Genomic DNA, 25,606 nt, shown 5'->3' with positions numbered 1-25,606 from the left:
GGTTCGATTCCAGGTAGGCCCCTGGGCCTACTGGCGCTCACAGCTCCCGAGCCTCCCTCGCCGCCGGCCGGCACGGCGGCGGAAACCCCTCCCCGCGGGAAGCGGCCACGGGGAGAGGTCAGGGCCCGAGCGCCCGCCGCACCGCCGAGAAGCGCACCCGCTCCTGCTCCAGGCGTACGGCCGGGCCGTACACGTCGCTGATCAGATCCCGGTAGAGCGCGGACTCCTCGGCGGTGAGCGCGCCGAGGGGCTGCCGGGTGGGCTTGGGCTCGGTCATCCAGTGCACGCGATGGGCCAGCAGGGTGTCCTGGTCCATCAACACGGATCGGACGTGCGGGAAACGGCGGCGGAACCGGTCGAGGATGGCGAAGCCGTGGGTGTCGATATCGCCCCAGTAGACCAGCTCGACCTCGGCCGGCCAGTCCATCCGCTCCAGCACGCCGACGCCGTAACCACCGCCGAGGATCGCCGCGGCCCCCGGCGTCTCGGGGAGGGCCAGGTAGGTCACCTCGTTCTCCAGGACGAAGATCCGCCGCGCGGGAGGAGCCAGGAACTCCTCCGCACGGACGGTCAGTTCACCGAAGCCGCCGATCCGTGATCCGTCGAGCATCCGGAACCGCACGTAGTCCGGTTTCCTCCGGAAGCGGAAGCGGCCGGCGAAATCGGTGCGCGGCACGCCGTCGACCGGATCCACCCGCAGTTCCAGCAGTTCGGTCAGGATCCCGCGATGGCGCTCGACGAACTTGGTGTCCACGCCGGGCACGTCCACCTGGCGCAGGTAGAGGCCCGGCGGGCAGGTCTCGATCCAGCGGACGACGGCCAGGAGGCGTTCCCAGTCGTCGGCGGCCTCCAGCGTCTTCATGGGGTGGGCCGTCACCCACCCGGTCAGCGCCGGGAACCGCCGGCCGGTCAGCTCCAGCAGGTGTTCGAACCGGCGGGCGGCCGGACCCACCCGGAGCAGCGCGCAGAGCCCTTCGAAGGTGTCGATCCAGACGCGGCGCGGGATCTCGTTGGTCCCGATCACCCGTCCGCCCGTCCTGACCCGCTCCAGCCGTACCAGATCGACCTGCTCCCACCGGCGCACCCAGTCCTGGGCCTCGCCGAACCGGTCGGCGAGCTCTCCCGGGCGCGGGCCGCGCAGCGGCACCGCCACCGGCTCCCACGGCCTGCCGAGATAGGCTCCGGCGTCCCACCGCTTGCGCAGCAGGGCGACCACGTCGGACGGCGTCGTCCAGCTCATGCCGGCGGCGCCGACAGATGGGCGAGCCTTCCGGCCCGGTACTCCTCGATCGTGAGCGTCTGCAGCCTGGAGTGGCGGTGAGTGGGGTTGTCGACGTAGCCCACCGCCGCCACATGGGGCTCGATGACGTGGATCTTCTGCAGCGGGGTGACGATGAGCAGTTGCAGCCCCAGCCGCCGGAAGAGCTGAAGGGCGTACCGGGTCGACTCGTCCGACCCCCGGCCGAAGGCCTCGTCGATCACCACGAAGCGGAAGGTCCGGGATCGCGCCGCACCCCATTCGAGCTTGAACTGGTAGGCCAGCGACGCGGCCAGGATCGTGTACGCGAGCTTCTCCTTCTGCCCGCCGGACTTTCCCCCGGAGTCGGTGTAGGCCTCGTACTCCGAGTCGTCCTCCCGCCACCGCTCGGAGGCGGAGAAGACGAACCAGTTGCGCACGTCGGTGACCTTGCGGGTCCACACCCGGTCGGCCTCGGCCTGTCCCTCGCGGCCGCGGAACCGCTCGATGATCTGCTTGACCTGGAGGAACTTCTGCTCGGAGTAGTGGTCGGAGGCGTCACCGGACAGGGAGTTGTCGGTGCAGGAGCGCAGATCGGCGATGAACTGCCGGATCTCGGTGTTGAGGGTGCGGCGGGCCTCCAGCGTGATGTAGCGGCCGGGGTTGTACTCGATTCCGGCGAGCGACCGGTTGATGACGCCCACCCGCTCCCTGATGAGATCGGCCTGCTTGGCCAGCTGGGCGTGGAACCCGGCGATCTCGCGGATGGTGTTGGTGTTCAGGTAGGTCTTGAAGGTCTCCTGGAAGCGGGGCAGGTCGTCCTCGACCAGGCGGCGGTGGAGTTCGCGGTAGCCGGGGGCGGCCTGCACCGAGTTGTCGAAGTCCGCGGTCTCCAGCGGGTACCTGGCCTTGAACGCGGCCATTCCGGAGACGATGCGGTGGCTCACCGAGGTCTGCCGCCCGGTCCGGTGCTCGATGAGCGAGGTGAGCGAGCGCTGCGCGCCGTTCTCGTCGGCACCCGCGGCGGCCCGCTCGGCCAGGGCGGGGAAGTGGGCGCGGGCCTGCTCGCAGCCCGGCTCGGCCAGCGACTCCCGCACGCCGTCCAGCTCCGTCCGGGCGGTGCCCAGCCGTTCCTCCAGCTTGCCGAGCGCACCGGTGAGCCGCTCCCGGGCCTGCTCGGCCGTCCCGATCTCCGCCCGGGTCTCCTCCAGTTCCCTGCCGACCCGTTCCAGCTCGCGGGAGGCCCGTTCCAGCTCCTCCTTCTCCCGGACCAGTTCCCCGAGGTCGCTGACGGCGGAGCGCCAGTCGATCTCCGCGTGGTCGGTCGTCGCCGACAGTGCGGCCAGTACCCGCCCGCGCGCGATGACCTGCTCCAGGCCCGTTTGCAGGCCCCGCTGCTCCGCTTTGAGGAGGCTCTGCCGTTCGTGCATCGAGCGCGCCTGGTTGATCAGCGCTTCGATCTTCTGCTCGTTGCTCCAGCCGAGCACGTACGAGCCGCGGTCGCCGATGCGGGTCCGGTCGTCCTTCTCGTGCCGCCCGCCGGCCTCCTTGATCTGCCCGTGCCGGCTGATCGCCCGGGGCGCCCGCCGGAACTCGGCCGTCGTCTCCGCGCAGACGAGACCGGCCCGCCGGGTCAGCTCCCGCTCCAGCCAGGGATGGAAGGCGGTGTCCTTGATCTCCAGCTTGCCGTACAGCGTGCCGTCCCCCGGCCCTGCGGCCGGTGAGACCGCGGCGGGCACCCGGTAGTAGACCACCCGCACGCCGAGGTGGTGCTCATCGATCCACTCGGAGACGGCCGCATAGTGCTCCTCCGGCACCAGCAGCGACAGCGCGAAGCCCCGCAGCAACCGCTCGGCGGCGCCCTCCCACTGCTCCTGGCCGGGCCGTACCCGGATCAGCTCACCGGCGAAGGGCAGCTCCCGTTCGTCCAGTTCCAGCTCGGAGCAGAGCCAGTGCCGCAGGTCGAGGCTGCGCTTGGGGATGTTGTTCGGCCGGGACCGGAGGCTGGTCAGCTCGGCGTTGAGCTCGGCCGCCTCCTGCTCCGCCGTCCTGACCCGCACGGCGGTCCCGGTCAGCCGGTCCTGCAGATCGGAGTGCTCCCGCTCGACCGCCGACCCGGCCTCGGAGATCTCCCGCCGCCGCGTCGCGAACTCCTCGGCGCTGCCCACCTCGGCCAGCCCGGCCTCGGACAGCAGCCGGTCGTACTGCCCGGCCTTGACCCTGCGCGTGTCCCGCAGCCGCTCCGCCTCCCTGATCCGCTCTTCGAGCTGTCCGAGGCGGTCCCCGCCGAGCCCGGCCCGCTCCAGCTCCAGCTGCTTCTCCCGGCCCCGCAGCCTCTCCAGCCCGCTCTTGGTCCCGGCCAGCTCCCGCTCCTGCTCCTCCCAGCCGATCTCCAGCTCTGCGATCCGCCGTTCGAGCCGTTCGGCACGCCGCTCGGCGAAGAAGTACGGCACCGCCTCCCGCTGTTCGGCGAGCACGGCGATCTCCGAGGTGATCCCGTCGTGCTCGGCGCAGAGCGCCAGCAGCGGTGTCAGCTCTTCGAGCTGGGCCTGGGCCCTGCGGACCGCGTCGTACGTCCGGGTGAGGTCGTCGAAGTGCTCCACCATGTTCCCGGTCCAGGCGGCGGCGTCGAACGCCTCCAGCATGTGGGTGCGGACGAAGTCGTCGAGGTTGCCCACCGACTTCATCGACACGGTCTGGTGGAACAGCTCCATGGCCTGCTCGGACTCGATGCCCATCATGCGGCGGAACTGCCTGCCGTACTCGGGGAAGCCGTCGTGGACCCGGACGCCGCGCTCTCGCAGCCGCTTGCGCAGCGCCTTGATGTCCGTGCCGAAATCGGACAGGTCTCCCACGATGGACAGCGCGCGGTCGGCGGTGACGAAGAAGCGCTCGGGCTGGCCGGAGTCGCCGTCGCGCATCCAGAAGACCTGGGCGAGCGTGACGGCCGACTCGAAGCCGCGATTGACGAAGACGCCGAGGATCACCGAGTAGGAGCGGGCGTCGCGCAGCGCCACCGGCCGGGAGGCGCCGGTGGTCTCGTTCCGCTCGGACTTGTAGTGGCCCAGCACGTAGGAGCGGAGGCTGCGCTCGCGGGTCTCGGCCCCGGCCGCCTTGTTGTAGGAGATGCGGTGGGCCGGGAGCAGCAGTGTGGTGACCGCGTCGACCAGTGTGGACTTGCCGGAGCCGATGTCGCCGGTGAGCAGCCCGTTTCGGCCGGACGGCGTGAACGTCCAGACCTTCCGGTCGAAGGTTCCCCAGTTGTAGATCTCCAGCCGCTCCAGGCGGTGGCCCGGCAGATGCTCCTCGGCCAGGTCGTTGAGTTCGGCCGCGCTGAACAGGCCCTCCGTCACCGTGACAGCTCCCCGGCGTAGTCGGCGAGTCGCGCGTCGAACTCGGCCAGCCACTGGCCGTCCACGAACGCCTTCAGGATCCGGCGGACCTCGAAGAGACCGTCCTGGGACTTGACCCGGCGCAGGAAGCCCAGCTCGACCGCCTTCCCTATGTGGCCGTCGATCTGGTCCACCAGCCGGGTCTCGTTGCTGGTCTCCGGCAGGAACAACCGCACCGTCTCCACGATCTGCTCGCGGGTCAGCATCAACCGGCTGTCGGCGTTGTGGGCGTCGAACTCGGCCAGCTTCTTGCGGAGCAGGGCCAGCAGCAGGCTGACGTGGAAGGAGAGCGCGCGCCGGGGGATCAGCCGCGGCGTCTCGCCCTCCCCGTCGTCGGGTTTGGAACGCAGGAAGGCGTATCCCTCGGCCTCGTCGACCACCACGGTCAGTCCCATGACCGCCACGTAGTCGCGCACCCGCGCCTGCAGCGTCAGCAGGTCGCGCCAGGCCCGCTCGTGGGTGTCCCGGTAGACGACACCCTTCATGAGCTGCACCACCGGGACGGACAGATCCGGATCCATCATTCACCTCACGTATGTGACGACAGGGAGGACGGCGACACGCTCGACTCCCTCGGCGTCGCGCCAGCCGATCCGCTCGGTGCGGGCCTCGTCGAAGACGATCTCGAAGCCCTCACCGGTCAGGGACAGATAGGTGACCAACTCCGCCAGGCCGTGTTCCAGCGGCTGCGCGCCGACGAGCCGGGCCAGGCCGATCTGCTCGCGTTGCTGCAACGCCCGTCGCACGTTGGCCGCCAGTGGCGCCGGATCCACGTGGGCCTGCTCGAACAGCAGCGTCGCGTCCACCTCCTCATCCCCCGCCCGGACCGACTCGCTGTCGATCGGGGCTCTGGCCTGGGGCGTGTAGAGCGGGCGCTCCATCGGCAGGACGAGCGCCGGGGCGGTGCCCTCGATCTCCACCGTCAGCTGGACGTCCCGCCGGTCGCGTAGCTTGAGGGCGCCGGCCTCGATGCTGCGGAGGATGTCCATCACCCGGCGGTTCTCCAGCCAGACCTGGTCGTCGAGGAAGCGGCGGAGCTGCTCCGACAGCTGGCGGACGGTGGCCTGCGTCCGCTCCCCCGCGTCCAGCCAGTCGTGGTGGATGCGGCGCAGCCGCGGGTCCGGAGCGCCGATCTCATCCAGCGACTGCACCCGCTCCAGCAGGGCGGAGAGCTCCTCCTGCTTGGCGTGGGAGAGCAGGAAGTCGTAGAACGCCTGGAAACTGCGGCCCTGGTCGGAGTCGGCGATGCTCTCCCTGTCCCCCAGCACCTCGTCGAGCAGCTCGCCCCTGGAACCGCTCCAGGTGGAGATCCTCTCGCGCAGCTGCCGGTCCAGCGCCCGGAAGTTGGCCTCGACCTCGCGGAAGTCCGCCAGCAGCTCTCTGGCCAGGGAGGACAGCTGCTGGTAGCGGTCGCGCTGGCCGGCCGGGTCGAGCAGGTCGATGTCGCCCCGTTCGGCCCTGGCGATCTCCCGGTCGATCTCCGCCCTGCGGGCGTGCAGCTCCGCCAGCCGTACCTCCGGATCGGACTCCGCGCCGAGGACCATCTGCCGGAGCAGGTCCATGATGGTGTTGAGCCTGGACTCGGTGCCGACGAAGGACCGCGCCTCGAGTGAGGCGACCCACGAGACGGCCTTCTCCACCGCCGGGGTGGCGTCGTAGTGCGGCTCGTCGGAGCCCTGCGGGTAGTACTTCCTGAGCCAGCCCGCTTCCGGGGCGGCCCAGTCGTCGAGATAGGCGGCTGCGCTCTTGGGGAAGGCGCCCTCGCCCAGCCGCTCGTTCAGCGCGTACAGCTGGTCGTCCAGCCGGGCGGAGAGCTCCGCCGCCGTGATCGATCTGACGTTCTCCCCGACGAACACCTGTCCCAGGAAGCTCAGCACGAGCGGCGCGTTGTCGGCGCGCAGGAGCTTCCATGCGGCGTGGTGCCTGCGCAACGCGCCGATCTCGTCGAAGTCCACCGGCTCATCGTAGGAGCGTGCCACGGCATATGTCCTCCGTCCGGTGTCTTCCGTCCGGCGACGGATTCAGCCGAGCCCTGCCGGACGGTGCCGTGACCCGGCGGGGCGCCCGGTGTCAGGCGAGCCTGAGGCCGGTCGGCAACAGGGCTCGGACCGTGGCGCGGACGGCCTCGAGGTCGACCGCCTCGGGAGCGACCCGCCACTGGGCGTGAACTCCGATGACGGCCCCCACCAGCAGGACCGTGAGCGCTTCTGAGGTGGTTCCCGGCGGGAGCGCCTCCGCCGGTATCCGGGCCCGCACCGCTTGCCGGAGCGCGGCGTGCAGCCGCGCGTAGTGCTCGCGGATCGGCGAGCCGGCCTCCACGGCCTCGGCGAGCAGGGTGATGAACAAGCGCGTGGCGGGCAGGCGGATGAAGTCCATGACCTGGTCCAGCGGGTCGCCGGGGAGCTCTCCCGGGATCAGCTCCCCCGGGATCAGCTCCCCCGGGATCGGGGGGAGGGCGGTCAGTACGGCCTGGAGCCGGTCGTCGACCACCGCTTCCAGCAGGCCCAGCTTGTTGCCGAAGTGCCAGGGGATGGAGCCGCGGCTGATGCCGGCCCTCTCCGCGATGTCGATGAAGCTCGTCTGCCGGTACCCCTTCTCCGCGAAGAGCTCGGCAGCGGCCGTCACCAGCAGCCGGCGGCTCTCCTGAGTCCTCTCGATACGTCGCGTGGCGGCCATGCGGCCATCTAACCAGGTATGCCGGATGGCAAATCGAATGTCGATCGATATAGCCTATGCTAGCCAACACAGAAATCGGGGAGGCTCTCCGTGCGATGGGCGGGCTATGTGATGGGCGGGCTACGTGATGGGCGGCGGAGACCGCGTCGGCGTGATCGGCGAGGAGCGGATCCATCCCGTCGCGCCGGATGCCGGCCCGATCAGGCCCATCGGCCGGGCGCCGGATCGGCGATGGGAACGAGCCCGGCGAGCCCGACGCGGCTGTCACCCCGCACAAGCCGACCACGAGGAAGGGACCTCACATGGACTCCGGAAAACGACTGCTCCGCTGGGCGAGCGGGATCATGCTCGTGCTGGGGGCGGGACACCTGTCCCTGCTGACGTTCGCCTTCCGGGAGGACGTCACCGGCTGGGTGGACCGGGGGATGTGGGCGGCGGTCCCGCTCGCATTCCCACCCGGGGACGCCGTCCGGACGGTGGAATACCTGCAGAACCAGGCCGTCTTCTGGGGCGGCCCGGGAAGCTTCGCCGTGCCCCTGATCCTCCTGGGCTGCCTGATCTGGCATCTCGCCGGGCGCGGGGTGGCCGTGCCCGCCGGAATCGGCTGGGGCCTCGCGGCGTGGTGCCTGGTGGGCGGCGTCCTCCTCGTGCCGTCCCCGTTCTTCGCCGGGACCGTCTCCGGGGCGCTCATCATCCTGGCGGCATGGAAGGGACGGAAGGGAGAGCCGTCGGGATGATGTGGTGGATCATCACCGGCCGGGACACGTCACGATGATCCCGCCATTGCCGGGCAAGGCGTCACCCGCGGGAAAGGCCACCACCGGCACCGGCGTCGCCGCTCCCCGTCCCGGGTGAGCCGGCCGGCCTCGGATCGCGTCAGGACCGGCTCACCGGACGGGGGTCAGGACCGGCTCACCGGACGGGGATCCGTGCGGTGAAGGGCCGTCCGTCGAAGCTGCCGGAGACGGGGACGGGGTCCAGCGGACGGAACGCGGGCCAGGACAGGACGACCTCGGCGCCGCCGACGGTCAGCCGGGCGGTGGCCGTACGATCCGGGTTCAGGACGACCTGGCCGCTCACCGCCAGATCGCTCACGAAACGCACGTCCTCGAGGCGGATGGTCGCCGCCTTGTCGTCGAAGACCAGTCGTCCGCCGCGCAGACCGGGCTCCTCCGTCAACCGACGGTAGGAGGCCGAGCCCGGGTCACGCCGGACCAGTGCGTCGGAGGCGGCGGCGAATCCGGCGACGACGCGCCGGTCGAGGCCACCGGCGTCCGGCAGGTCTCCCGCCGTCCGGGGGAAGGCCACGAGCGCGCGGTGGCTCGACACGTCGCAGGAGCGGGGGAGTCCGCCGGCCCGGGCGAGGAACGATCGCAGCGCCTGGCGGGCGCAGTCCACGCCGAGCGTCGTGCTATGCCCGCCGCCGATGACGCGGAGCAGCTCGCCGTGCGGGAAGTACCGGGCGACCTCGGCGGGGGTGTGGGTGTCGTAGTCCCCGGCGACGGTGGCGGTCGGCACGTCGGGGTGGCCGGCGCGGCGCGGGACCGGCGGGTTGTCGCGGGGCGTGGGCCAGTGGAGGCACCAGTCGGCCCACCCGGTCGTCCCGCCCAGCTCGGCGACGGTGAACGGCCTCATCGGCCGCTTCTTGTCGTAGAAGCGGTTCAGCCGGCGCTCACGCTCGGCGGTCGTGGTCTTCCGGCCGAACGGGAACGCCGCGTCGCCGCACTTGTAGGAGAGCATTCCGGCGAAGCCGGGTCCGCGCAGCGGCGGGACCGGGGCAGCGGCGGCGGCCTTGGCCAGGCGGCGCAGCGGCAGCGGGTCGCCTCGCAGGTAGGCCGTGGCGGCCGCGTTGAGTTCACGGCCGAACACCGGCTCGTGGAGGCGGGGCAGCAGGCTCTGCAGCGTCAGCATGGAGATCGCCGGGTCCTGCCGGTCACGCAGCCGCCGGACGAGCGCCGACCAGGTCGCCGCGCAGTCCCGGGACGATCGGCAGGTCAGCTCCAGCAGGTCGGTCCTGGCCCGGATGGGCTCGATCGCGTAGCCGTTCCTCCCGACCGGGACGAGGCTGTCGAGGAACACCCCGGCGGTGCTGTCCGGGAAGCGGGCGGCGTAGGCCTGGGCGAACAGGGTTCCGTAGGAGATGCCGTAGAACGTCACTTTCGGCAGGCCCAGGGCCTTTCTGACCGCGTCCATGTCGGCGACGGCCTGGTCGGTGGTGAAGAACCGGCTCCGCGGGCCCAGGTGCGCGGCGCACGCGGCGATGCTCTCCGGGCGGTTCAGATCCAGTCCGGGGCAGTCGAGCGGGCTGGACGCGCCCAGTCCGCGCGGTTCGACGACCAGGAGGTTCTGCCGGTCGACCGTCCGTTCCAGCACGGGGAGCAGCGGCAGCGCCGGCAGCGGTCCTCCGGGGTTGGCGAGGACGGTGGACGTGGCGCCCTTCCTGGGGACCCAGGCGAACGCCACCTCGATCCGTTCCGATGCGGGGTCGCCCCAGTCGAGCGGGACCCGGATCCGGCCCTCGCACCGCTGCGTGGCCGCGGCGCACGGATGGGCGGGCGGGCCCGTGGGAGTGACCGTCGAGGCGGGCGGGGCCGACGAGGCCGGCGAGGCCGGCGAGGCGGTAGGTACGGCAAGCAGCCCGGTGAGCAGAGCTACGGCCGTGGCAGTGATCCGTAACATCCGTGGCGCCTGCCCTGGCGCGCAGAGGTAAAACCAGGGCAAACCAATATCTTCCACTGGCTTTCGATGTCTTCGGAGCAGCCCGGTGATCCGCCATTGGAACGGCCCGGTGATCCGGCGGTTCCGGTTCCGCCTCCTCGGCCGCCTCCCGTGACGGCCCATACGTGGGCACGGACGCACGTCCGTGCCCATCGGGTACCGCATCACGCGCCGTCGTCCGCCATTCAACCGAAAACGTACGCGCCGACCCTGACTCGCCGCCTACCAGAGGTCCAGCAGGAGGTGCGCCGCGGGATCGGCCAGTCTGGCGTTGGTCCACTCCAGGTCGAATCCGGCGGGGTCGTAGTCGAGCGGCGCCCGTTCCACCGCCCAGTCGTGCTCCGGATGGCCGGGGTCGGCGAGCGCTTCCAGGAACGCGTGGAAGCCGTAGATCCCACCGCAGTCCTCCGGCGGGCAGGCGCGGCGTCCGGCCAGGCAGCGCGGGTAGGCCACGTCCTTCTCGGCCGGGAGGACCTTCTCCACGGTGAGCCGGTGCTCCCAGCCGTCACCGAAGTCGTAGTCGTAGAACAGGTCCGCGCCCGCCCTGCGCACGGCTCCCGCCAGGGTGAGCCGCCCGGCGTCCTTCATACCGAGCTCGGGGTCGGGGTCGCCGTACTGCTCACCCCCCACCCGGAAGGCGTACATGTGCCCGCCGTACCAGCCCATCACGGCCAGCAGCATCGGATGCAGGCCGGCCAGGGTGACCGTGCCGGGCACCTGGATCCGCCGCCAGATCGGCGGCTTGCTCCCCTTCAGCTGGATCTTGAGCTGGTGGATCTGAGCGGCGCTCATCGCGGGTTGTCCTCCGGATGCCGGGCGGGGTCACGGTGAGAGGCGGAGGGCTCCGAGCCCTTCCTCGGTACCGGTATCCAACACCACGGCGGATCAGCCGAGGACGGGGTCGCGTCAGGGCTTCGGTGTCCGCGCCGCGGGAGCCGTACGTCTCGAAGATGTCCGACTCGGTTGGATGGTGGCTGGGGCGGCCTGCGAAACGAGAACACCGATTGCTAGAAAGGGTAGAATCACAGGGTAGTAAAGGTAGAAAGGAGCGGCCGTGAGCTTGAACATCAAGAACCCCGAGGCCTATCGCCTGGCGGCCGAAGTCAGCGCGCTCACCGGGGAGAGCAAGACCGCGGCGGTCATCTCCGCCCTCAAGGAGCGGCGCGAGCGGCTGCTCGCCCACCGCCAGGCGACCCAGGATGCCGCGATGGCCGACGACCTCCTCGCCCTCGCCGCGAAGATCCGCTCCCGGATCGGTCCGGCGGATCCGTCCACCGACTCCCTCTACGACCCGGAGACCGGGCTCCCCGCATGATCATCGACACCAGCGCGATCGTCGCGATCCTGAACGGCGAGCCGGACGCCATCGACTTCGCCCGGGCCATCCAGGATGCTCCGACACGCCGAATGTCGGCTGCGACCTACGTGGAGCTGGCCGCCGTAGTGGAACGAACCCGCGATCCAGCCGCCTCCCGGCTCCTGGACGACTTTCTGGCCCGAATGCGGATCGAGATCCTGCCCGTCACACCGGAGCAGGCACAGATCGCCCGCCGCGCCTACGGGGACTACGGCAAGGGCAGCGGGCACAAGGCAGGGCTGAACTTCGGCGACTGCTTCTCCTACGCGCTGGCGCGGGACAGACACGAACCGCTGCTATTCAAAGGTGACGACTTCACCCACACCGATGCGACCCCCGCGCTATGACGTCATCGCCGTTCCCGCAGACGAGCATGTGACAGGCCGAACCACTCCGATGCTTCCGTGAACGTGCCCCGCATCCTGGAGACTCTCGGCACACCGCACCTCCGGCTCTTGCTCGACAGGCTTCTCGATGACCTGGGCGGCCGTACGCAGCCTGACGGCCGATGAAGTCGAGCGGCTCGCCCGCGCGCATGCCGTTACCCGAGCGCGCCGTCCTGACGGCCCTGGAGGCTTCCGCTACCGCCGATCCGGCTGCACGGCGCGGCCTCGCTCAAATAAACGGCATCGCCGCAGTTCGTGAGGGGTAGGGCGGGCGGGACTCGAACCCGCGACCCAGGGATTATGAGTCCCCTGCTCTAACCGGCTGAGCTACCGCCCCTCGCGCAAGCCGTACCGACGCATTCAACCAAAGGTCCGCCCCGTTCGCACATCCACCGGGCGGACGGGTCCAAGATGTGACCTTGATCCGGTGGGAGCACCGGTGAGGGTCGCTAGGGTACGGTGAGGCCGTGTTGAGGAGTGTTCGATCATGAGGGTTGTTGAGGCTTTCCAGGAGTCCTTCGGTGCCGAGCCGCACGGGGTGTGGCACGCGCCGGGACGGGTCAACCTGATCGGCGAGCACACCGACTACAACGGCGGGTTCGTGCTGCCGTTCGCCGTGCCGTGGGGGGTCACCGCCGCGGTCTCGCCCCGCCGGGACGGCCTCGTCCGCCTCCGCTCCCTCCAGGCGGCCGGGCCCGCGGTCACCGTCGAGGACCTGCAGCAGGCCGAGGGCTGGACCCGATACGTCGTCGGAGTGGTCTGGACCCTGCGGGAGGCCGGGCACCCGGTGCGGGGCGCGGACATCGTGATCGACGGGGACGTGCCCCGGGGCGCGGGGCTGTCGTCGAGCGCCGCACTGGAGGTGGCGGTCGGCCTCGCCCTCGACGAGCTGTACGGCCTCGGCCTGTCCCGGATGGAGGTCGCGCTGGCCGCGCAGAAGGCCGAGAACGACTTCGTCGGCATGCCCTGCGGGATCATGGACCAGGCGGCGTCGGCCCTCGGCGAGGAGGGCAAGGCCCTCTTCCTGGACTGCCGGACGCTGGGCACCCGGACCATCCCGTTCGACCTCGCCGCACACGGCCTCCGGCTGCTGATCATCAACACCGGGGTCCACCACGAGCTCGCCGACGGCCAGTACGCCCGGAGGCGGCAGGACTGCGAGAGCGCCGCCGCCCGGCTGGGCGTGGACGCGCTGCGCGACGTCACCGACCTGGCCGGGGCGCTGGCGCTGCTGTCCGGGGACGAGCGCAGGCGCGTGCAGCACGTGGTGACCGAGAACCACCGGGTGGAGGCGGTCGTCGGGCTGCTGCGCGCCGGAGCCGTGGGCGAGATCGGGGCGCTGCTGAACGCCTCGCACCTGTCGCTGCGCGACCAGTTCGAGGTCTCGTGCCCGGAACTGGACGTGGCCGTGGAGGCCGCGGTCCGCGGCAGGGCCCGGGGGGCGCGGATGACCGGCGGCGGGTTCGGCGGGTCGGCGATCGCGCTGGTCGCCGACGACCGGGTGGAGGCGGTACGGGACTCGGTGCTGCTGGCCTACGCCGAGCGCGGCTGGGCCCCGCCGGAGGTCTACCCCGCGACCCCGGCCGCCGGCGCCCGCCGCCTGACCTGACCCGAAGCCCGCCGTCCGACCTCGCCCGGCCGGAGGCCCGCCGCCCGGCCCGTCCTGACCGGGGACCCGCCCGCCGCACGCCCCGGAGGCCCGCCGCGTGACCTGGCCGGGAACCCACCGGCCGCACGCCCGGGACCCCGAAAGCCGCCCCGGCGCCTACGGCCCGCTGGTCCCGCTGGTCCCGCTGGTCCCGGTGGTCCGTGCCGCCTCGCGCAGCAGCGCCAGCGTGTGGTCCAGCTCGCCCTGGAGCGTACGGCAGGCCGCCTCGGCGTCGCCCCGTGCGACGGCCCCGACCAGGGCGGCATGCGTGTCGTCGCCGGGGTTGCCGTCCCCGTGCCGGAGGCCGAGGAGGTCCACCAGATCGATCAGCCCCCGCCGGAGCGCGGGGACGAACTCGGCGAACAGGTCGGTGAGCACGGGGTTGTGCGCGGCCGCCACCACCGCGGCGTGCAGGGCGATGTCGGCGTCCACGAAGGCGGCGTCGTCGCCCGCGGCGGCGGCGCGCCGGGCGGCCAGCGCCTCGTGGAGGGCCGCGACGTCGGCGTCGGTCCTCCGCTCGGCGGCCAGCCGGGCGGCCTGCACCTCGACGAGCGTGCGCACCTCGTAGACGTGGACGACGGCGGCGCGGCGGAGCCGGGCGGGCCAGTCCTCGGCGGGTTCGGTGGCGACGACGAAGACCCCGGCGCCCTGCCGCGCCCGCACCAGCCCGGCTCCGGCCAGGGCGCGGACGGCCTCGCGCACGGTGGAGCGGCCCACCCCGAGGTCCTTCGCCAGGGTGGTCTCGCCGGGCAGCCGGGTGCCGACCGGCCACTCCCCCGAGGTGATCTGGTCGCGCAGGCGGCGGGTGGCCTGGTCGACCAGGGAACTGGGGCGGAGGGCGCCGAGGGACATTTCTACCTCTCAGGTTGTCTGAGGAGCTGAGGTGTGCTTAGCATATCGGCATGTCGCTGCGCTGTCTCCTTCTCGGCCGCCGCGGCGGGGTCTGATCCGACCGGCGCCCCGCCGCGGGGTGCCGTGCCGCCGGTCGGCTCCCGAACGACCGAGAACCGAGCGACCGGAGGACGGCCGAGATGAACCCGCGACTGAACCCGCAGCGCCCCAGCGGCATGCCGTACCAGAAGTATCTGCCCGCCCACGAGCGGGTCGAGATCGCCCTGACCGACCGCACCTGGCCCGCCCGCAGGATCACCCAGGCCCCGCTCTGGGTCTCCGAGGACCTGCGCGACGGCAACCAGGCGCTGGCCGAGCCGATGGACACCCCCCGCAAGCGCCGCATGTTCGACCTGCTGGTCGGGATGGGGTTCAAGGAGATCGTGGTCGGCTTCCCCGCGGCCAGCCGGACCGACTTCGGCTTCGTCCGGCACCTGGTGCGCACCGGAGCCGTGCCCGAGGACGTGACGGTCTCGGTCCTCACGGCCGCCCGCGCGGACCTGATCGAGCAGACGTTCACCGCCGTCGAAGGACTGCCCAGGGCCATCGTCCACCTCTACACCCCGACCGCCCCCGTCTGGCGCGAGGTGGTGCTCGGCCGCGGGCGGGCCGAGGTGCACGCCATGATCAGGGACGCCGCGGCGCGCATGGCCCGGCTGGCGGGCGAGGGCGTCCGGTTCGAGTTCTCGCCGGAGGTGTTCAACCTGACCGAACCGGACTTCGTGCTGGAGGTCTGCAACGGCCTCACCGAGCTCTGGGACGCCTCCCCCGACCGGCCGGTCGTCCACAACCTGCCGGCCACCATGGAGATCGCCTCCCCGAACGTCTACGCCGACCAGATCGAGTACATGCACCGCAACCTGGAGCGCCGGGAGTCGGTCGTGCTCTCGGTCCACCCGCACAACGACCGGGGCACCGGGGCGGCCTGCGCCGAGCTGGCCATGCTCGCGGGCGCGCAGCGGGTGGAGGGGTGCCTGTTCGGCAACGGCGAGCGCACCGGCAACGTCGACCTGGTCACCCTCGCCCTCAACCTGTACTCCCAGGGCGTGGACCCGATGCTGGACTTCTCCGACATCGACCGCGTCCGCCGCACCGTGGAGGACTGCATCCGGATCCCGGTCCACCCCCGTCACCCGTACGGCGGCGACCTCGTCTACACCGCCTTCTCCGGCACCCATCAGGACGCCATCGGCAAGGGCCTGGCCCGCGCCGGCCGGGACGCCCACTGGTCCGTGCCGTACCTGCCGATCGACCCCTCCGACGTGGGGCGCAGCTACGAGGCGGTGATCCGGGTCAACAGCCAGTCGGGCCGGGGCGGCGTCGCCTACCTGCTCCGCGAGCACTACGGGCTGGAGCTGCCGGAGGAGCGGCGGGCCGGCTTCGCCCGCGTCGTCCAGGCCGCCGCCGACGACAGCGGCCGGGAGCTGACGCCGGAGGACCTGCGGAAGCTCTACGCCACCACCTACGGGGACTGACGCACACGGCGGCGGCGAGCGGCGTCCGGGACGGGTCGCGCCTCTCCGGGCGAGGCGTGATCCGCCGGATCTTGGAGCGCCCGGAGGGCTAGGGTCGGGACATGTCCTTCGAAACCGTGAATGTCACATACCGGAAATACGACGGTTCCCTGCACTGGCATCACACCGCCCTGCTCCTTGGGGAGGACGAGCACGGGGTCTGGACCGGCTGCGTCGCGGGCACCCTCGGCCGCAAGGGATCCGAGCCCCCGATCACGTGGAAGCACCCGTTCGTGCTCCTCTTCCCCCGCGACGCCTGGTGGACCGCCCTGTTCAACGCCGAGCCGGACAGCACCGAGATCTACTGCGACATCACCACGGTGCCCGAGTGGCGCGACGGCGAGGTCACCATGGTCGACCTGGACCTCGACGTGATCCGCAAGCGCGACGGCCGGATCTTCCTCGACGACGAGGACGAGTTCGCCGAGCACCAGGTCCGCTACGCCTATCCCCCGGACGTCATCGCCGGCGCCCGCGCCGCGGCCGACCACCTGATGGAGGCCGTCGCCGCCTTCACCGCCCCCTTCGCGGCCCCGCCCCACTGGCTGTCCCACGTCGTCTGATCCCTGCCGCACGCCTGGTCACCGTCCCACCCCACACGGACGTGTCCACCGGTTCAGCGTGCGGCCGGCCAGTCGGGCATGAGCGGCGGGCCGTCCGCCTCGATCCCGGCCACCAGTTTCCTGAGCAGGACCGCCAGCGCCTCCTGCTCGCCGTCGTCGAGTACGGCCAGCATCCGGTCCTCCTTCTCGCCCCTCCGGCCCATCACCGCCTCCCATCGCTCCCGCCCGAGACCGGTGAGGGTGACGAGCAGGCGGCGCCGGTCGCCCGGATCGTGCTCCCGGGCGATGTAGCCCGCCTGCTCCAGCCGGTCGAGGCGGCTGGTCATCGTGGCGGGGTGGGTGTCCAGCCACTCGGCCAGCGCCGTCGGCGCCACCCGGTACGGAGCGCCCGCCGCGACCAGCCGGTGGAGCACCTCGAACTCCCAGTACTTGAGCCCCGTCCCGAGCAGACCTGACTCCTTGTCCCGCTTCATCCGCCGCACGAGCATCTGCAGGCGCGTGATGATCCCCTCGGTCCGGGGGTCGAGGTCGGGCAGCTCCCGCGACCAGTGCGCGATGTGCCGATCGATGGAGTCGGGTTCCGCCATACGCCCCAGCCTAGTGACCGAGCCGATTAATACGGATAGATATATTTTGATTTCGTAGTAATGTTCTCACCGTGACTCCCCTCCGCGACCCCCGCTTCCGCCTGCTCTGGACCGGGCAGGCCCTGTCCCACCTCGGCGACGCGGTCACCCCCGTGGCCCTCGCCCTGGCGATCGTCACCGCGACCGGCTCCGCCACCGACCTCGGTCTGGTGCTCGCCGCCCAGTCGGTGGCCGCGGTGGCGCTGATGCTGCCCGGCGGCGTCTGGGCCGATCGCCTCCCCCGCCAGCGGGTGATGCTGGCCGCGGACCTCGTCCGCGCGCTGACCCACGCCCTCATGGGCGCCGAGCTGATCACCGGCACCGTCGACATCGCCCACCTCGCGGCACTGGCCGCCGTCTCCGGGGCGGCCTCCGCCTTCTTCCTGCCCGCCACCACCGGCCTGGTGCCCGCGACCGTCGCCCCCGAGCACCTGCCCCGCGCCAACGCGCTGATGTCGATCGCCGCCCGCGGTTCCATGCTGCTCGGTCCCGGGATCGCGACCGCGCTGGCGCTGACCGCGGGACCGGGCTGGGCGCTCCTCCTGGACGCCGCGACGTTCGCGGTCAGCGCGGTCCTGCTGGCCCGCCTGCGGCCCGCTCCGCTCCCGCCCGCACCCCGGGAGCGCTTCGGCAGGCAGCTCGCCGACGGCTGGGCGGAACTGCGCCGGCACCGCTGGTACTGGACGAACCTGGCCGGCCACTCCCTGTGGAACCTCGGCCGCTGCGCACTGATCACCATCGGCCCGGCGATCGCCGTCACCCGCCTGGGCGGCGAGCTGGCCTGGGGGATGATCGCGCAGGGCGGCACGGTCGGCGCGCTCTGCGGCGCCCTGCTGGCGCTCCGGATCAGGCCGCGCAGACCGCTGGTGGCCGCCAACCTGGCCCTCGCGCTCGCTGCGCCGCCGTTCGCGCTGCTCGCCGCCGGAGCGCCCGCGCCGGTCGTCGCGGCGGCCTACGGGCTGATGGTCGGCGGGCTGGCGTTCATGGCGCCCCTGTGGGAGACGGCCGTGCAGGAGCACATCCCGGCCGAGGCGCTCTCCCGGGTGTCCGCCTACGACTGGCTGCTCTCCCTGGGGCTGACCCCGCTCGGCATGGCCCTGGCCGGGCCGCTGGCCGCCGCGGTGGGCACGGCCCCCACCCTGTACGGCGCCGCGGCCCTGATCGCGGTCTCCTGCCTGGGCGTGCTGCTCCTGCCCGACGTCCGGAACCTCGGCCGCACGACGCAGAACGGCCGCACGACACAGGACACCCGACCGACGCAGGACGTGACGACGCAGGTCCCCGCGGCGGAAGGCCCCGCGGCGGCGTAGAAGCCCGCGGCGGTGCGGCGGCCCGGCCCGGTCCGATGGAGGCGCTCTCCATCGGACCGGGCCGATGGAGAGCGCTCACTCCGCGAACTTGATATCAACCTTAGTTGAGGTTTTAGGGTCGACTCATGGCTCCAGGAGAGCCCACGGCTTCTACAGACGAGGGACTGTCATGAGGGAACACGGCGCGATCCCGCGTCACGAATCCGGTTCCGGGCCCATCGGCCCCGCGGCTGTCCCGGCGACCGCACCCGCACCCGCACCCATACCCGCACCCGCACCCGCACCCGCACCCGCACCCGCACCCGCACCCGCGAGTATGAGAACGGGCACGAGCACGAGCGGCGGTGGCCCCCGATGAGCATGGAGATGACCGCCTGGAACGCGCTGTACCGGACGATGAACGCCCAGGAGGAGCGGCGCCCGTTCTCGGTGGCCACGCTGCGCCGGATCGGCGCCTTCGCCCGGCCGCACCGGCGCCGCCTGGCCGTCTTCCTGCTGCTCAGCGTGGTGACGGCCGTCCTGACGGTGGCCACGCCGGTGCTCGCGGGCGACGCCGTCGGCGCGATCGTCGCGGGCGAGCCGCTGGACGTCGTCGTCGGGCTCGCCGCGCTCATCGCCGCCATCGCGGTGGCGGAGGCCGGGCTCGGGCTGCTGACCCGGTGGCTGTCGGCGGGCATCGGCGAAGGCCTGATCCTCGATCTGCGCACCGCCGTCTTCGACCACGTGCAGCGCATGCCGATCGCCTTCTTCACCAGGACCCGGACCGGCGCGCTGGTCAGCCGGTTGAACAACGACGTCATCGGCGCGCAGCGGGCCTTCACCGACACCCTGTCCACGGTGGCGGGCAACCTGGTGACGCTCGTGCTCACGCTGGCCGTGATGGTCCGGCTCTCCTGGCAGATCACCCTGCTCGCGCTGGTGCTGCTCCCGGTGTTCGTGCTGCCCGCGCGGCGGATGGGCGCCCGGCTGGCCCGGCTCCGGCTGGAGGCGGCCGGGCACAACGCGGCGATGGGCACGCAGATGGTGGAGCGGTTCTCCGCGCCCGGCGCGACGCTCGTCAAGCTCTTCGGCCGCCCGGCGCGGGAGTCGGCCGAGTTCGCCGCACGGGCCCGGCGGGTACGCGACATCGGGGTGCGCACGGCGATGGTGCAGTCGGCGTTCGTCACCGCGCTGACGCTGGTCTCGGCTCTGGCGCTGGCGCTCGTCTACGGCCTCGGCGGCTTCTACGCGCTGCGCGGGCGGCTGGACGCGGGCTCGGTCGTCGCGCTCGCGCTGCTGATCACCCGCCTGTACGCGCCGCTGACCGCGCTGGCCGGGGCCCGGGTGGACGTGATGAGCGCGCTGGTGAGCTTCGAGCGGGTCTTCGAGGTGCTGGACCTCGAACCTCTGATCGCCGACCGGCCGGACGCCCGGCGGGTACCCGACGGGCCCGTCTCGGTGGAGTTCGACGAGGTGCGCTTCGGCTACCCGTCGGCGGACAGGGTCTCGCTCGCCTCCCTGGAGGAGGTGGCGGTCCTCGACGGCCGCGACGCCGCCGAGGTGCTGCACGGGATCTCCTTCCGCGCCGAGCCCGGGCAGCTCGTCGCCCTGGTGGGCTCGTCCGGCGCGGGCAAGTCGACCATCGCGCAGCTGCTGCCGCGCCTGTACGACGCCGACGGTGGCGCCGTACGGCTGGCGGGGGTGGACGTGCGGGAGCTGTCGGCCGACTCGATCCGCGAGACGGTCGGGATGGTGACCCAGGACGGGCACCTGTTCCACGAGTCGATCCGGGAGAACCTGCTGCTGGCGCGGCCGGAGGCGGGCGAGGAGGAGCTCTGGGAGGCGCTGCGCCGCGCCCGGCTCGGAGAGCTCGTCGCCGCGCTCCCCGAGGGGCTGGACACGGTGGTGGGCGAGCGCGGCTACCGGCTCTCCGGCGGCGAGCGCCAGCGGCTGACGATCGCACGGCTGCTGCTGGCCCGCCCCCGGGTGGTGATCCTCGACGAGGCCACCGCGCACCTGGACGCCACCTCGGAGGCGGCGGTGCAGGCGGCGCTGGGCGAGGCGCTGGACGGGCGGACGGCGCTGGTGATCGCGCACCGGCTCTCCACGATCATGTCCGCCGACCTCATCCTGGTGGTCGAGGACGGGCGGATCGTGGAGCGCGGCACGCACGCCGAACTGCTCGCCGCCGGGGGCCGCTACGAGGAGCTGTACCGGACCCAGTTCGACGAGCCGTCCGCGGTCGGGGCCGCCTGAGCGCGCCGCCCCGCCGCCCCACCGCCCCACCGTCCCGCCGCCCCGAGCCGCACGGCTCGGCTCCGCATGCCGTACCGCTGCGGGACCCGCGGCGCCGCACGGCACCGCGGGGACCCGTGCGGTACGGCGGTGCGGCCCCGCTACAGCGGCGGGAAGCGGGGCTCGCGGCGCTCCAGGAAGCTGGCGACGCCCTCGGCGAAGTCCGGGCGGCCGAAGGAGTCGGCCATCAGCCGCCGCGCCGCGGTCTCCGCCGCCTCCAGGGTGGTGTTCCAGTCGCCCCAGATCTGGCGCTTCATCACCGACATCGAGGCCGGCGAGCTGTGCACCGCCAGCTCGCGGGCGTACGCGGCGACCTCCGCCAGGAGGTTCTCCCCGGGCACCGACCGGGCCGCCAGGCCGAGCTCGGCGGCCTCGGCCCCGGTGAAGGTCCGGCCCGACAGCAGCAGGTCCATGGCCCTGCCCTGGCCGATCAGCCGGGGCAGGATCCAGGACAGCCCGTACTCCGCGATCAGCCCGCGCCGGGCGAAGGCGGTGGTCCACTTGGCCTCCGCGGCGGTGAAGACCAGGTCGCAGGCCAGGGCGTGGACCATCCCGAGCCCCGCGCAGGCGCCGTTGACCGCGGCGATGACGGGCTTGCCGACGGTGGTCGGGAAGGTGTGGGGGCGCGGGTCCGGCTCCTCGGCGTAGGAGCCGTCCTGGATGGCGCTGAGCGTCTGGAAGTCGGCCCCGGCGCAGAACCCCCTCCCGGCCCCGGTGACCACGATCACCCGGACCTCGGGGTCCTTCTCGGCCTCGGCCAGGAGGTCGAAGTAGCGCCGTCCCATCGCGTCGGTCCAGGCGTTGAGCCGGTCCGGCCGGTTGAAGGTCAGGGTCAGCACACCCCGGTCGATCGACGACAGCACCAGATCCAGCATTTCCGCCCCTTCCTCCGAACTACCGAATAACGTTCTACACCGTTTCCCCCTCCGGGGACAGCGGCGGCCCCCCTCCCGCGGGATCCGCGCCGGTCGCCGCCCCGGAACGACGCCGGTCACCAGCCCGGTACGGCGCCGCGGCCCAGCCCCCGTTCCAGTGAGTCGGAGTGGTGCACGAACGCCGGGGACAGCTGCAGATCGGTGTAGTAGCGGTGGAAGACCGGGGTGGCCGAGCCCGAGATCGGCGGAACGATCCAGCTCCAGTCCGCCGGGCAGGCCCGGCCCGCCTTCTCCTCCCGCTCCAGGTGGATCAGGAAGCGCCGCGCCTCGGTGTGGTGGTCGGTCATGGTCACCCCCGCCCGCTCGAAGGAGTGCAGGACCGCGACGTTCAGCTCCACCAGGGCGTGGTCGCGCCAGAGCGAGCGGTCGTTGCCGGTGTCCAGGCCCATCCGCCGGGCGACGGCCGGCAGCATGCCGTAGCGGTCCTCGTCGGCCAGGTTCCGCGCACCGATCTCGGTTCCCATGTACCACCCGTTGAACGGCGCCGCCCGGTAGCAGATCCCGCCGATCTCCAGGCACATGTTCGAGATCGCCGGTACGGCGTGCCAGCGCAGCCCGAACTCCTCGAACCACGGGTAGGACGGATGGGACAGGGGCACCTCCAGCACCGCGTCGCCGGGGATCTCCGACAGCAGCGGCGGCCCTCCCCCCGCCGAGACCGCCAGCGGGAGCACGTCGAACGGCGTGCCCGGACCGCCCTGCCAGCCGAGCTTGCGGAGCATCGTGGTGAAGGCGGCGTACCGGGGGTCGCCGACGACCGAGCCGTCGTCCCGTTCGTACCCGGCGTACCGGATCAGCTGCTCGTTCCAGATCCTCGGCCCCGGCGCGCCGGGGCGGTCCGGGGCGAAGACCGTGATCGTCGGGCGGATCCGGCGGCCGGGCGCCGCGTCCCGCAGGTGCTCGACGCACTCCACCGCCACGCCCTCCGGGCTGCTCACGTGCCTGCGGTCGCGGACGCGCAACGACCTCCAGTAGAGACGCCCGATGCACCTGCCGCTGTTGCGCCAGGCCACCCTGGCCCCGAAGACCAGCTCGCCGGGCGTGTGCGTGTAGGTCCCCGTTCTCGCTATCTCGGCCCGCACCTCGCGCAGCCGCGGCTCCACCGGCCCCGCGGCGGGGTTCTCCGCGTGGAACAGCCTCAGGTACTCCTCCGCGGCCGCCGTGTCGGCGTGCGGCACCGCACGCTCCGGCGCGGGCTCGTGGGGAACTCGGACGTCGTGCACCGGCTCCGGCGCACGCCGCCGGGACCTCCGCCAGGTCAGCACTGAACCAACCACCCATGTGTGACTCACGGGCACGGCGGCCGTTTCCGGGCGGCCCTGTGCCCTGCGCGCAGTGGCCCTTCCCCACTGCGACCACTGTGGTCCGCGGCGACCGCGCCCCGCGCCGTCGCGGGGCCCGCCTCGCTGGACGCGGGCCCCGGCGTGATCGCCGAACGCGGTCGGCGGCCGTGTCCACCGACGTGACCAGACCACTGATCACTCGCGTGGTCACGGTGACGCGTTCACGGCGACGCAGAGTGCGGCATCCATCATTTTCTGTGATTCACCGTGATTTGTCCCCCGAACGGGAACAGCGGGAGCGGGAAAAACAGCAGGAGGCCCCGGGAGCGGTGCTCCCGGGGCCTCCTGAGGTGGCTCCCGCGATAGGACTCGAACCTATAACCTGCCGGTTAACAGCCGGCTGCTCTGCCGATTGAGCTACACGGGATCGCGCTCTGCGCCTTGTGAGCCGGGGTTTTCCCCCTGCTCCCTGCGGCGCATGAATAGATTAGCGCACTCCGGGAGTGCGTGTCGCATCGACGGCTCGGGGTAGGTGCGGGAGGAATCGCGATCCGTGGGTAGGGTCCGGCTGAGCACGCCTGTGGAGGTGGAGATGCGTTATCGGATGATGTTCTGCGCGGGTCTGGCGGTGGGCTACGTCCTTGGTAGCCGGGCCGGCCGGGAGCGTTACGAGCAGATCAAGCGGATGGCCCAGCGGGTGACCGACAACCCGTCCGTGCAGGAGGCCGCCGGCCTGGTCGGCGCCCAGGTCTCCAAGGTGACCACCATGGCCAAGGAGCAGGTGGCCGGCCGGCTGCCCCACTCCGGTGGGGACGAGGCGCACGACGGGAGCGGGACCGGCTGGCCGGAGGAGGCCAGGACCGGCTCGCCCTACTGACCGCACCGCCGGCCGCGCCCCGTGGACGGCGCGCGGCCGGCGCGGTCGCCCCCGGAGAGCGCCGGACCCGGTCAGATCCCGAAGACGTCCTCCGGCGCCGAGCGTCAGGCCGGTGACGTCTGAGACGCCCCGGGGAGCGCCGCCCCGGTCAGATCCCGAAGCTCCGGCGGGCCCCCTCCAGCGCCTGCTCCGCCAGGGCCCGCAGGCCCGGATCGCTCCCGTCGAGGCCCGCGTCGAACCCGAGGTCCCAGACCGCCTCTCCGTCCTCCCCGCGCCGGGCCACGAGCCTCACTCCCCCGCGTGCGTCCAACGGCACGTACTGGCTGACCAGGATCGAGGAGACCACCCGCTCCCGCACCGCCTCCGGGACCCGTCCCGGCTCCGGCAGCGGCACCCGGTGCTCCCGCCCGTCCGTGGTGACGACCGTCAGCCCCTCCTCGCCCCAGAGCCCGCGGTCGATCCCGGACCACGGCAGCCGCGTCTCCCCCAGGTAGAGCGCCCGGTCCGTGGCGATCACGTAGCCGTCCGGCCCCTGGGCGTAGGCCAGGACCCGGTCGGGCGGAACGACGGCGGCGCGGACCTCTGCGGGCGTGCGGTGAAAGAGCCTCATGCCTCCACGCTATCCGCGAGCAGGTCGAGGGTGAGCGCGGCCGACCAGGAGAAGTCCCGGCCGCCCCGGCCGCTGCCGTCGAAGGGGTCGAAGCACTCGCGGAAGCCCGACTGCCGTACCAGGCGGAGGGTCGCCGCGCCCAGCCGGCGGGCCAGGTCGTCCCGGCCGTGCAGCGCCGCCGCCCGCCGCAGCAGCCAGTTGGTGTTCACCCAGGACGGTCCCCGCCAGTAGCGGGAGCGGTCGAACCGGGAGGCGCGGATCTCGCAGCTCGGCACCGGGTATCCGGCGGCGCCCATGAAGCGCGCCGACTCCAGCACGCCCACCAGCTCCGCCACCCGGTCCGCGGGCATCCCGGGGTCGAGCATCGGGCCGAAGCCGCCGACCGTGCAGACGGGGATCAGCCGCCCGGCGCACAGGTCGCGCGCCTGGAACACTCCTCCGCTCCACAGCCGCTCCAGCAGCGCCGCCCGGATCCGCTCGGCGGCCTCGCCGTACGGCCTCGGGTCCGCCCCGGCCACCGGGGCCAGCTCGGCGAGCGCGTGGCAGGAGGCCAGCCAGATCCCGTTGAACATCGGGTCCTCGACCGCGAAGGGGTGGTCCTGGCGCAGGTAGGCCGCGTCGTATCCGGAGTCGCGGTAGCGCAGGGCCAGCCAGACGTAGCGGTCGTGGTGGTCGCCGGGGCGCCGGTCGGAGGGCTCCCCCGGCAGGCGGGCGTCGCGGACTCCCGCGAGCGCCTCCAGCGGGTCGTCCCAGGCCGGGCTGTCGTCCATCCCCGACTCCCAGGGGTGGACGATCGCGGCCAGCCCTCCCCCGCCCAGGTCCCTGCAGGCGGCCAGGTAGTCGTGCTGGGCCGCCAGCATCGGGTGGAGGCGCCGGACGAACGCGTCGCCTTCTTCCCGGTCCGCCGTGTCGCGGGTGTGGCGCCACACCCGCCACGCGGCGAGCGCCTGCATCGGCGGCTGGGTCAGCCCCGAGGTGGGCACCCCCCTCGGGGCCGCCGGGTGGCCGGCGGAGCGCCAGACGGACGGACCGGGGAAGTAGGACTCGGCCAGGGCCGGATGGAAGACGATGTGCGGCACCATGCCGGTGCCCCACTGGCCGGTCAGCAGGCTGAGCAGTTCCTCCCCGGCCCGGCGGGGGGCCCGCCGGGCCAGCCCGAGCGCGACGAAGGTGGAGTCCCAGTTCCACTGGTGCGGGTACAGGCCGGGCGCGGGCACGGTGGCCGTGCCCGTCCGGTTCGCCTCGAGCACGGACCACGCCTCGCGCTCGAGCGCGGCGTCGTCTATGGCCGGCCGCGCTTCCATCTGCC

General features: G+C 72.5%; 22 protein-coding genes and 2 tRNA genes. 9 read left to right on the top strand and 15 right to left on the bottom strand.

Annotated elements, in window-relative coordinates; all coding sequences use genetic code 11:
• Positions 1-118: 118 nt before the first annotated feature.
• The 5 genes from IEZ06_RS00525 to IEZ06_RS00505 all read right to left on the bottom strand — a co-directional run bounded on the left by IEZ06_RS00525 (position 119) and on the right by IEZ06_RS00505 (position 7,305).
• Positions 119-1,240 (bottom strand): DUF3322 domain-containing protein, encoded by a 1,122-nt coding sequence (locus IEZ06_RS00525; protein ID WP_189234652.1) that lies wholly within the window; start codon positions 1,238-1,240, stop codon positions 119-121.
• Positions 1,237-4,590 carry an ATP-binding protein gene (locus IEZ06_RS00520; RefSeq protein WP_189234651.1) on the bottom strand — a complete coding sequence of 1,118 codons (3,354 nt, stop codon included), beginning with the start codon at positions 4,588-4,590 and terminating at the stop codon, positions 1,237-1,239. The genes IEZ06_RS00525 and IEZ06_RS00520 overlap by 4 nt, the downstream gene beginning before the upstream one ends.
• A complete protein-coding gene (locus IEZ06_RS00515; protein ID WP_203871985.1) occupies positions 4,587-5,153 on the bottom strand; it encodes a DUF4194 domain-containing protein in 567 nt (188 codons plus the stop codon). Before IEZ06_RS00515 ends, IEZ06_RS00520 begins: the two co-directional genes overlap by 4 nt.
• Positions 5,154-6,608 (bottom strand): DUF3375 domain-containing protein, encoded by a 1,455-nt coding sequence (locus IEZ06_RS00510; RefSeq protein ID WP_229797682.1) that lies wholly within the window; start codon positions 6,606-6,608, stop codon positions 5,154-5,156. It lies immediately after the preceding gene.
• Between the two features lie 91 nt (positions 6,609-6,699).
• Positions 6,700-7,305 (bottom strand): TetR/AcrR family transcriptional regulator, encoded by a 606-nt coding sequence (locus IEZ06_RS00505; protein ID WP_189234650.1) that lies wholly within the window; start codon positions 7,303-7,305, stop codon positions 6,700-6,702.
• A 302-nt stretch (positions 7,306-7,607) separates the two neighbouring features.
• Here IEZ06_RS00505 and IEZ06_RS00500 point away from each other — a divergent pair, with 302 nt between their 5' ends.
• Positions 7,608-8,042: a DUF6463 family protein gene (locus tag IEZ06_RS00500; RefSeq protein WP_189234649.1), complete on the top strand. Its 435-nt coding sequence runs from the start codon at positions 7,608-7,610 to the stop codon at positions 8,040-8,042.
• 175 nt (positions 8,043-8,217) lie between these two features.
• Here IEZ06_RS00500 and IEZ06_RS00495 read toward each other — a convergent pair whose 3' ends face one another.
• Together IEZ06_RS00495 and IEZ06_RS00490 are read right to left on the bottom strand one after the other, a co-directional pair.
• The gene (locus tag IEZ06_RS00495) at positions 8,218-9,984 is read right to left on the bottom strand and encodes an alpha/beta fold hydrolase (RefSeq protein ID WP_189234648.1); all 1,767 of its coding nucleotides are present in this window, start codon (positions 9,982-9,984) and stop codon (positions 8,218-8,220) included.
• Positions 9,985-10,245: 261 nt separating this feature from the next.
• Complete coding sequence (locus IEZ06_RS00490; protein WP_189234647.1) at positions 10,246-10,815, bottom strand: plasmid pRiA4b ORF-3 family protein; 570 nt, start codon at positions 10,813-10,815, stop codon at positions 10,246-10,248.
• Positions 10,816-11,077: 262 nt separating this feature from the next.
• On the opposite strand from IEZ06_RS00490, the gene IEZ06_RS00485 reads away from it, so the two are divergent.
• Together IEZ06_RS00485 and IEZ06_RS00480 are read left to right on the top strand one after the other, a co-directional pair.
• Entirely contained in the window at positions 11,078-11,338 is a 261-nt protein-coding gene (locus IEZ06_RS00485) for a type II toxin-antitoxin system VapB family antitoxin (protein WP_189234646.1), read from the top strand.
• Positions 11,335-11,727, top strand: a complete 393-nt coding sequence (locus tag IEZ06_RS00480; protein ID WP_189234645.1) for a type II toxin-antitoxin system VapC family toxin — start codon at positions 11,335-11,337, stop codon at positions 11,725-11,727. Before IEZ06_RS00485 ends, IEZ06_RS00480 begins: the two co-directional genes overlap by 4 nt.
• Before the next feature lie 302 nt (positions 11,728-12,029).
• Here IEZ06_RS00480 and IEZ06_RS00475 read toward each other — a convergent pair.
• Positions 12,030-12,103, bottom strand: a tRNA-Ile gene (locus tag IEZ06_RS00475).
• Positions 12,104-12,253: 150 nt separating this feature from the next.
• Between IEZ06_RS00475 and galK the strand changes: the two genes are divergently transcribed.
• On the top strand, positions 12,254-13,375 hold the full coding sequence (gene galK / locus IEZ06_RS00470) for a galactokinase (protein WP_189234644.1): 1,122 nt from the start codon (positions 12,254-12,256) through the stop codon (positions 13,373-13,375).
• 156 nt (positions 13,376-13,531) lie between these two features.
• On the opposite strand, the gene IEZ06_RS37060 is transcribed toward galK, so the two are convergent.
• Entirely contained in the window at positions 13,532-14,266 is a 735-nt protein-coding gene (locus tag IEZ06_RS37060) for a FadR/GntR family transcriptional regulator (protein ID WP_189234643.1), read from the bottom strand.
• A gap of 179 nt (positions 14,267-14,445) precedes the next feature.
• Between IEZ06_RS37060 and IEZ06_RS00460 the strand changes: the two genes are divergently transcribed.
• Positions 14,446-15,780 (top strand): 2-isopropylmalate synthase, encoded by a 1,335-nt coding sequence (locus tag IEZ06_RS00460; protein WP_307811700.1) that lies wholly within the window; start codon positions 14,446-14,448, stop codon positions 15,778-15,780.
• Positions 15,781-15,881: 101 nt separating this feature from the next.
• Positions 15,882-16,382, top strand: coding sequence for a ribonuclease FAU-1 family protein (locus IEZ06_RS00455; protein WP_189234642.1), 501 nt, complete (start codon positions 15,882-15,884; stop codon positions 16,380-16,382).
• 53 nt (positions 16,383-16,435) lie between these two features.
• Here the strand turns inward: IEZ06_RS00455 and IEZ06_RS00450 are convergent, their stop codons facing one another.
• Positions 16,436-16,969: a MarR family winged helix-turn-helix transcriptional regulator gene (locus tag IEZ06_RS00450; RefSeq protein ID WP_189234641.1), complete on the bottom strand. Its 534-nt coding sequence runs from the start codon at positions 16,967-16,969 to the stop codon at positions 16,436-16,438.
• A gap of 71 nt (positions 16,970-17,040) precedes the next feature.
• On the opposite strand from IEZ06_RS00450, the gene IEZ06_RS00445 reads away from it, so the two are divergent.
• Complete coding sequence (locus tag IEZ06_RS00445) at positions 17,041-18,318, top strand: MFS transporter (protein WP_189234640.1); 1,278 nt, start codon at positions 17,041-17,043, stop codon at positions 18,316-18,318.
• A gap of 354 nt (positions 18,319-18,672) precedes the next feature.
• Positions 18,673-20,553: an ABC transporter ATP-binding protein gene (locus tag IEZ06_RS00440; RefSeq protein WP_189234639.1), complete on the top strand. Its 1,881-nt coding sequence runs from the start codon at positions 18,673-18,675 to the stop codon at positions 20,551-20,553.
• Between the two features lie 140 nt (positions 20,554-20,693).
• Here the strand turns inward: IEZ06_RS00440 and IEZ06_RS00435 are convergent, their stop codons facing one another.
• From IEZ06_RS00435 to IEZ06_RS00425, 3 genes are all read right to left on the bottom strand, one after another.
• On the bottom strand, positions 20,694-21,467 hold the full coding sequence (locus IEZ06_RS00435) for an enoyl-CoA hydratase-related protein (RefSeq protein ID WP_189234638.1): 774 nt from the start codon (positions 21,465-21,467) through the stop codon (positions 20,694-20,696).
• Positions 21,468-21,583: 116 nt separating this feature from the next.
• On the bottom strand, positions 21,584-22,705 hold the full coding sequence (locus tag IEZ06_RS00430; RefSeq protein WP_203871986.1) for a nitric oxide synthase oxygenase: 1,122 nt from the start codon (positions 22,703-22,705) through the stop codon (positions 21,584-21,586).
• 456 nt (positions 22,706-23,161) lie between these two features.
• Positions 23,162-23,237, bottom strand: a tRNA-Asn gene (locus IEZ06_RS00425).
• Between the two features lie 165 nt (positions 23,238-23,402).
• On the opposite strand from IEZ06_RS00425, the gene IEZ06_RS00420 reads away from it, so the two are divergent.
• Entirely contained in the window at positions 23,403-23,687 is a 285-nt protein-coding gene (locus IEZ06_RS00420) for a YtxH domain-containing protein (protein WP_189234636.1), read from the top strand.
• Positions 23,688-23,835: 148 nt separating this feature from the next.
• Here IEZ06_RS00420 and IEZ06_RS00415 read toward each other — a convergent pair whose 3' ends face one another.
• Positions 23,836-24,297 (bottom strand): hypothetical protein, encoded by a 462-nt coding sequence (locus tag IEZ06_RS00415; protein ID WP_189234635.1) that lies wholly within the window; start codon positions 24,295-24,297, stop codon positions 23,836-23,838.
• The gene (locus IEZ06_RS00410) at positions 24,294-25,601 is read right to left on the bottom strand and encodes an MGH1-like glycoside hydrolase domain-containing protein (protein WP_189234634.1); all 1,308 of its coding nucleotides are present in this window, start codon (positions 25,599-25,601) and stop codon (positions 24,294-24,296) included. Before IEZ06_RS00410 ends, IEZ06_RS00415 begins: the two co-directional genes overlap by 4 nt.
• Positions 25,602-25,606: the final 5 nt, after the last annotated feature.

This window comes from Planomonospora antibiotica, from assembly GCF_014647955.1.
GTDB lineage: Bacteria > Actinomycetota > Actinomycetes > Streptosporangiales > Streptosporangiaceae > Planomonospora > Planomonospora parontospora.
The sequence above is the reverse complement of the archived record's forward strand: the minus strand, read 5'-3'. Positions and strand labels throughout refer to the sequence as shown.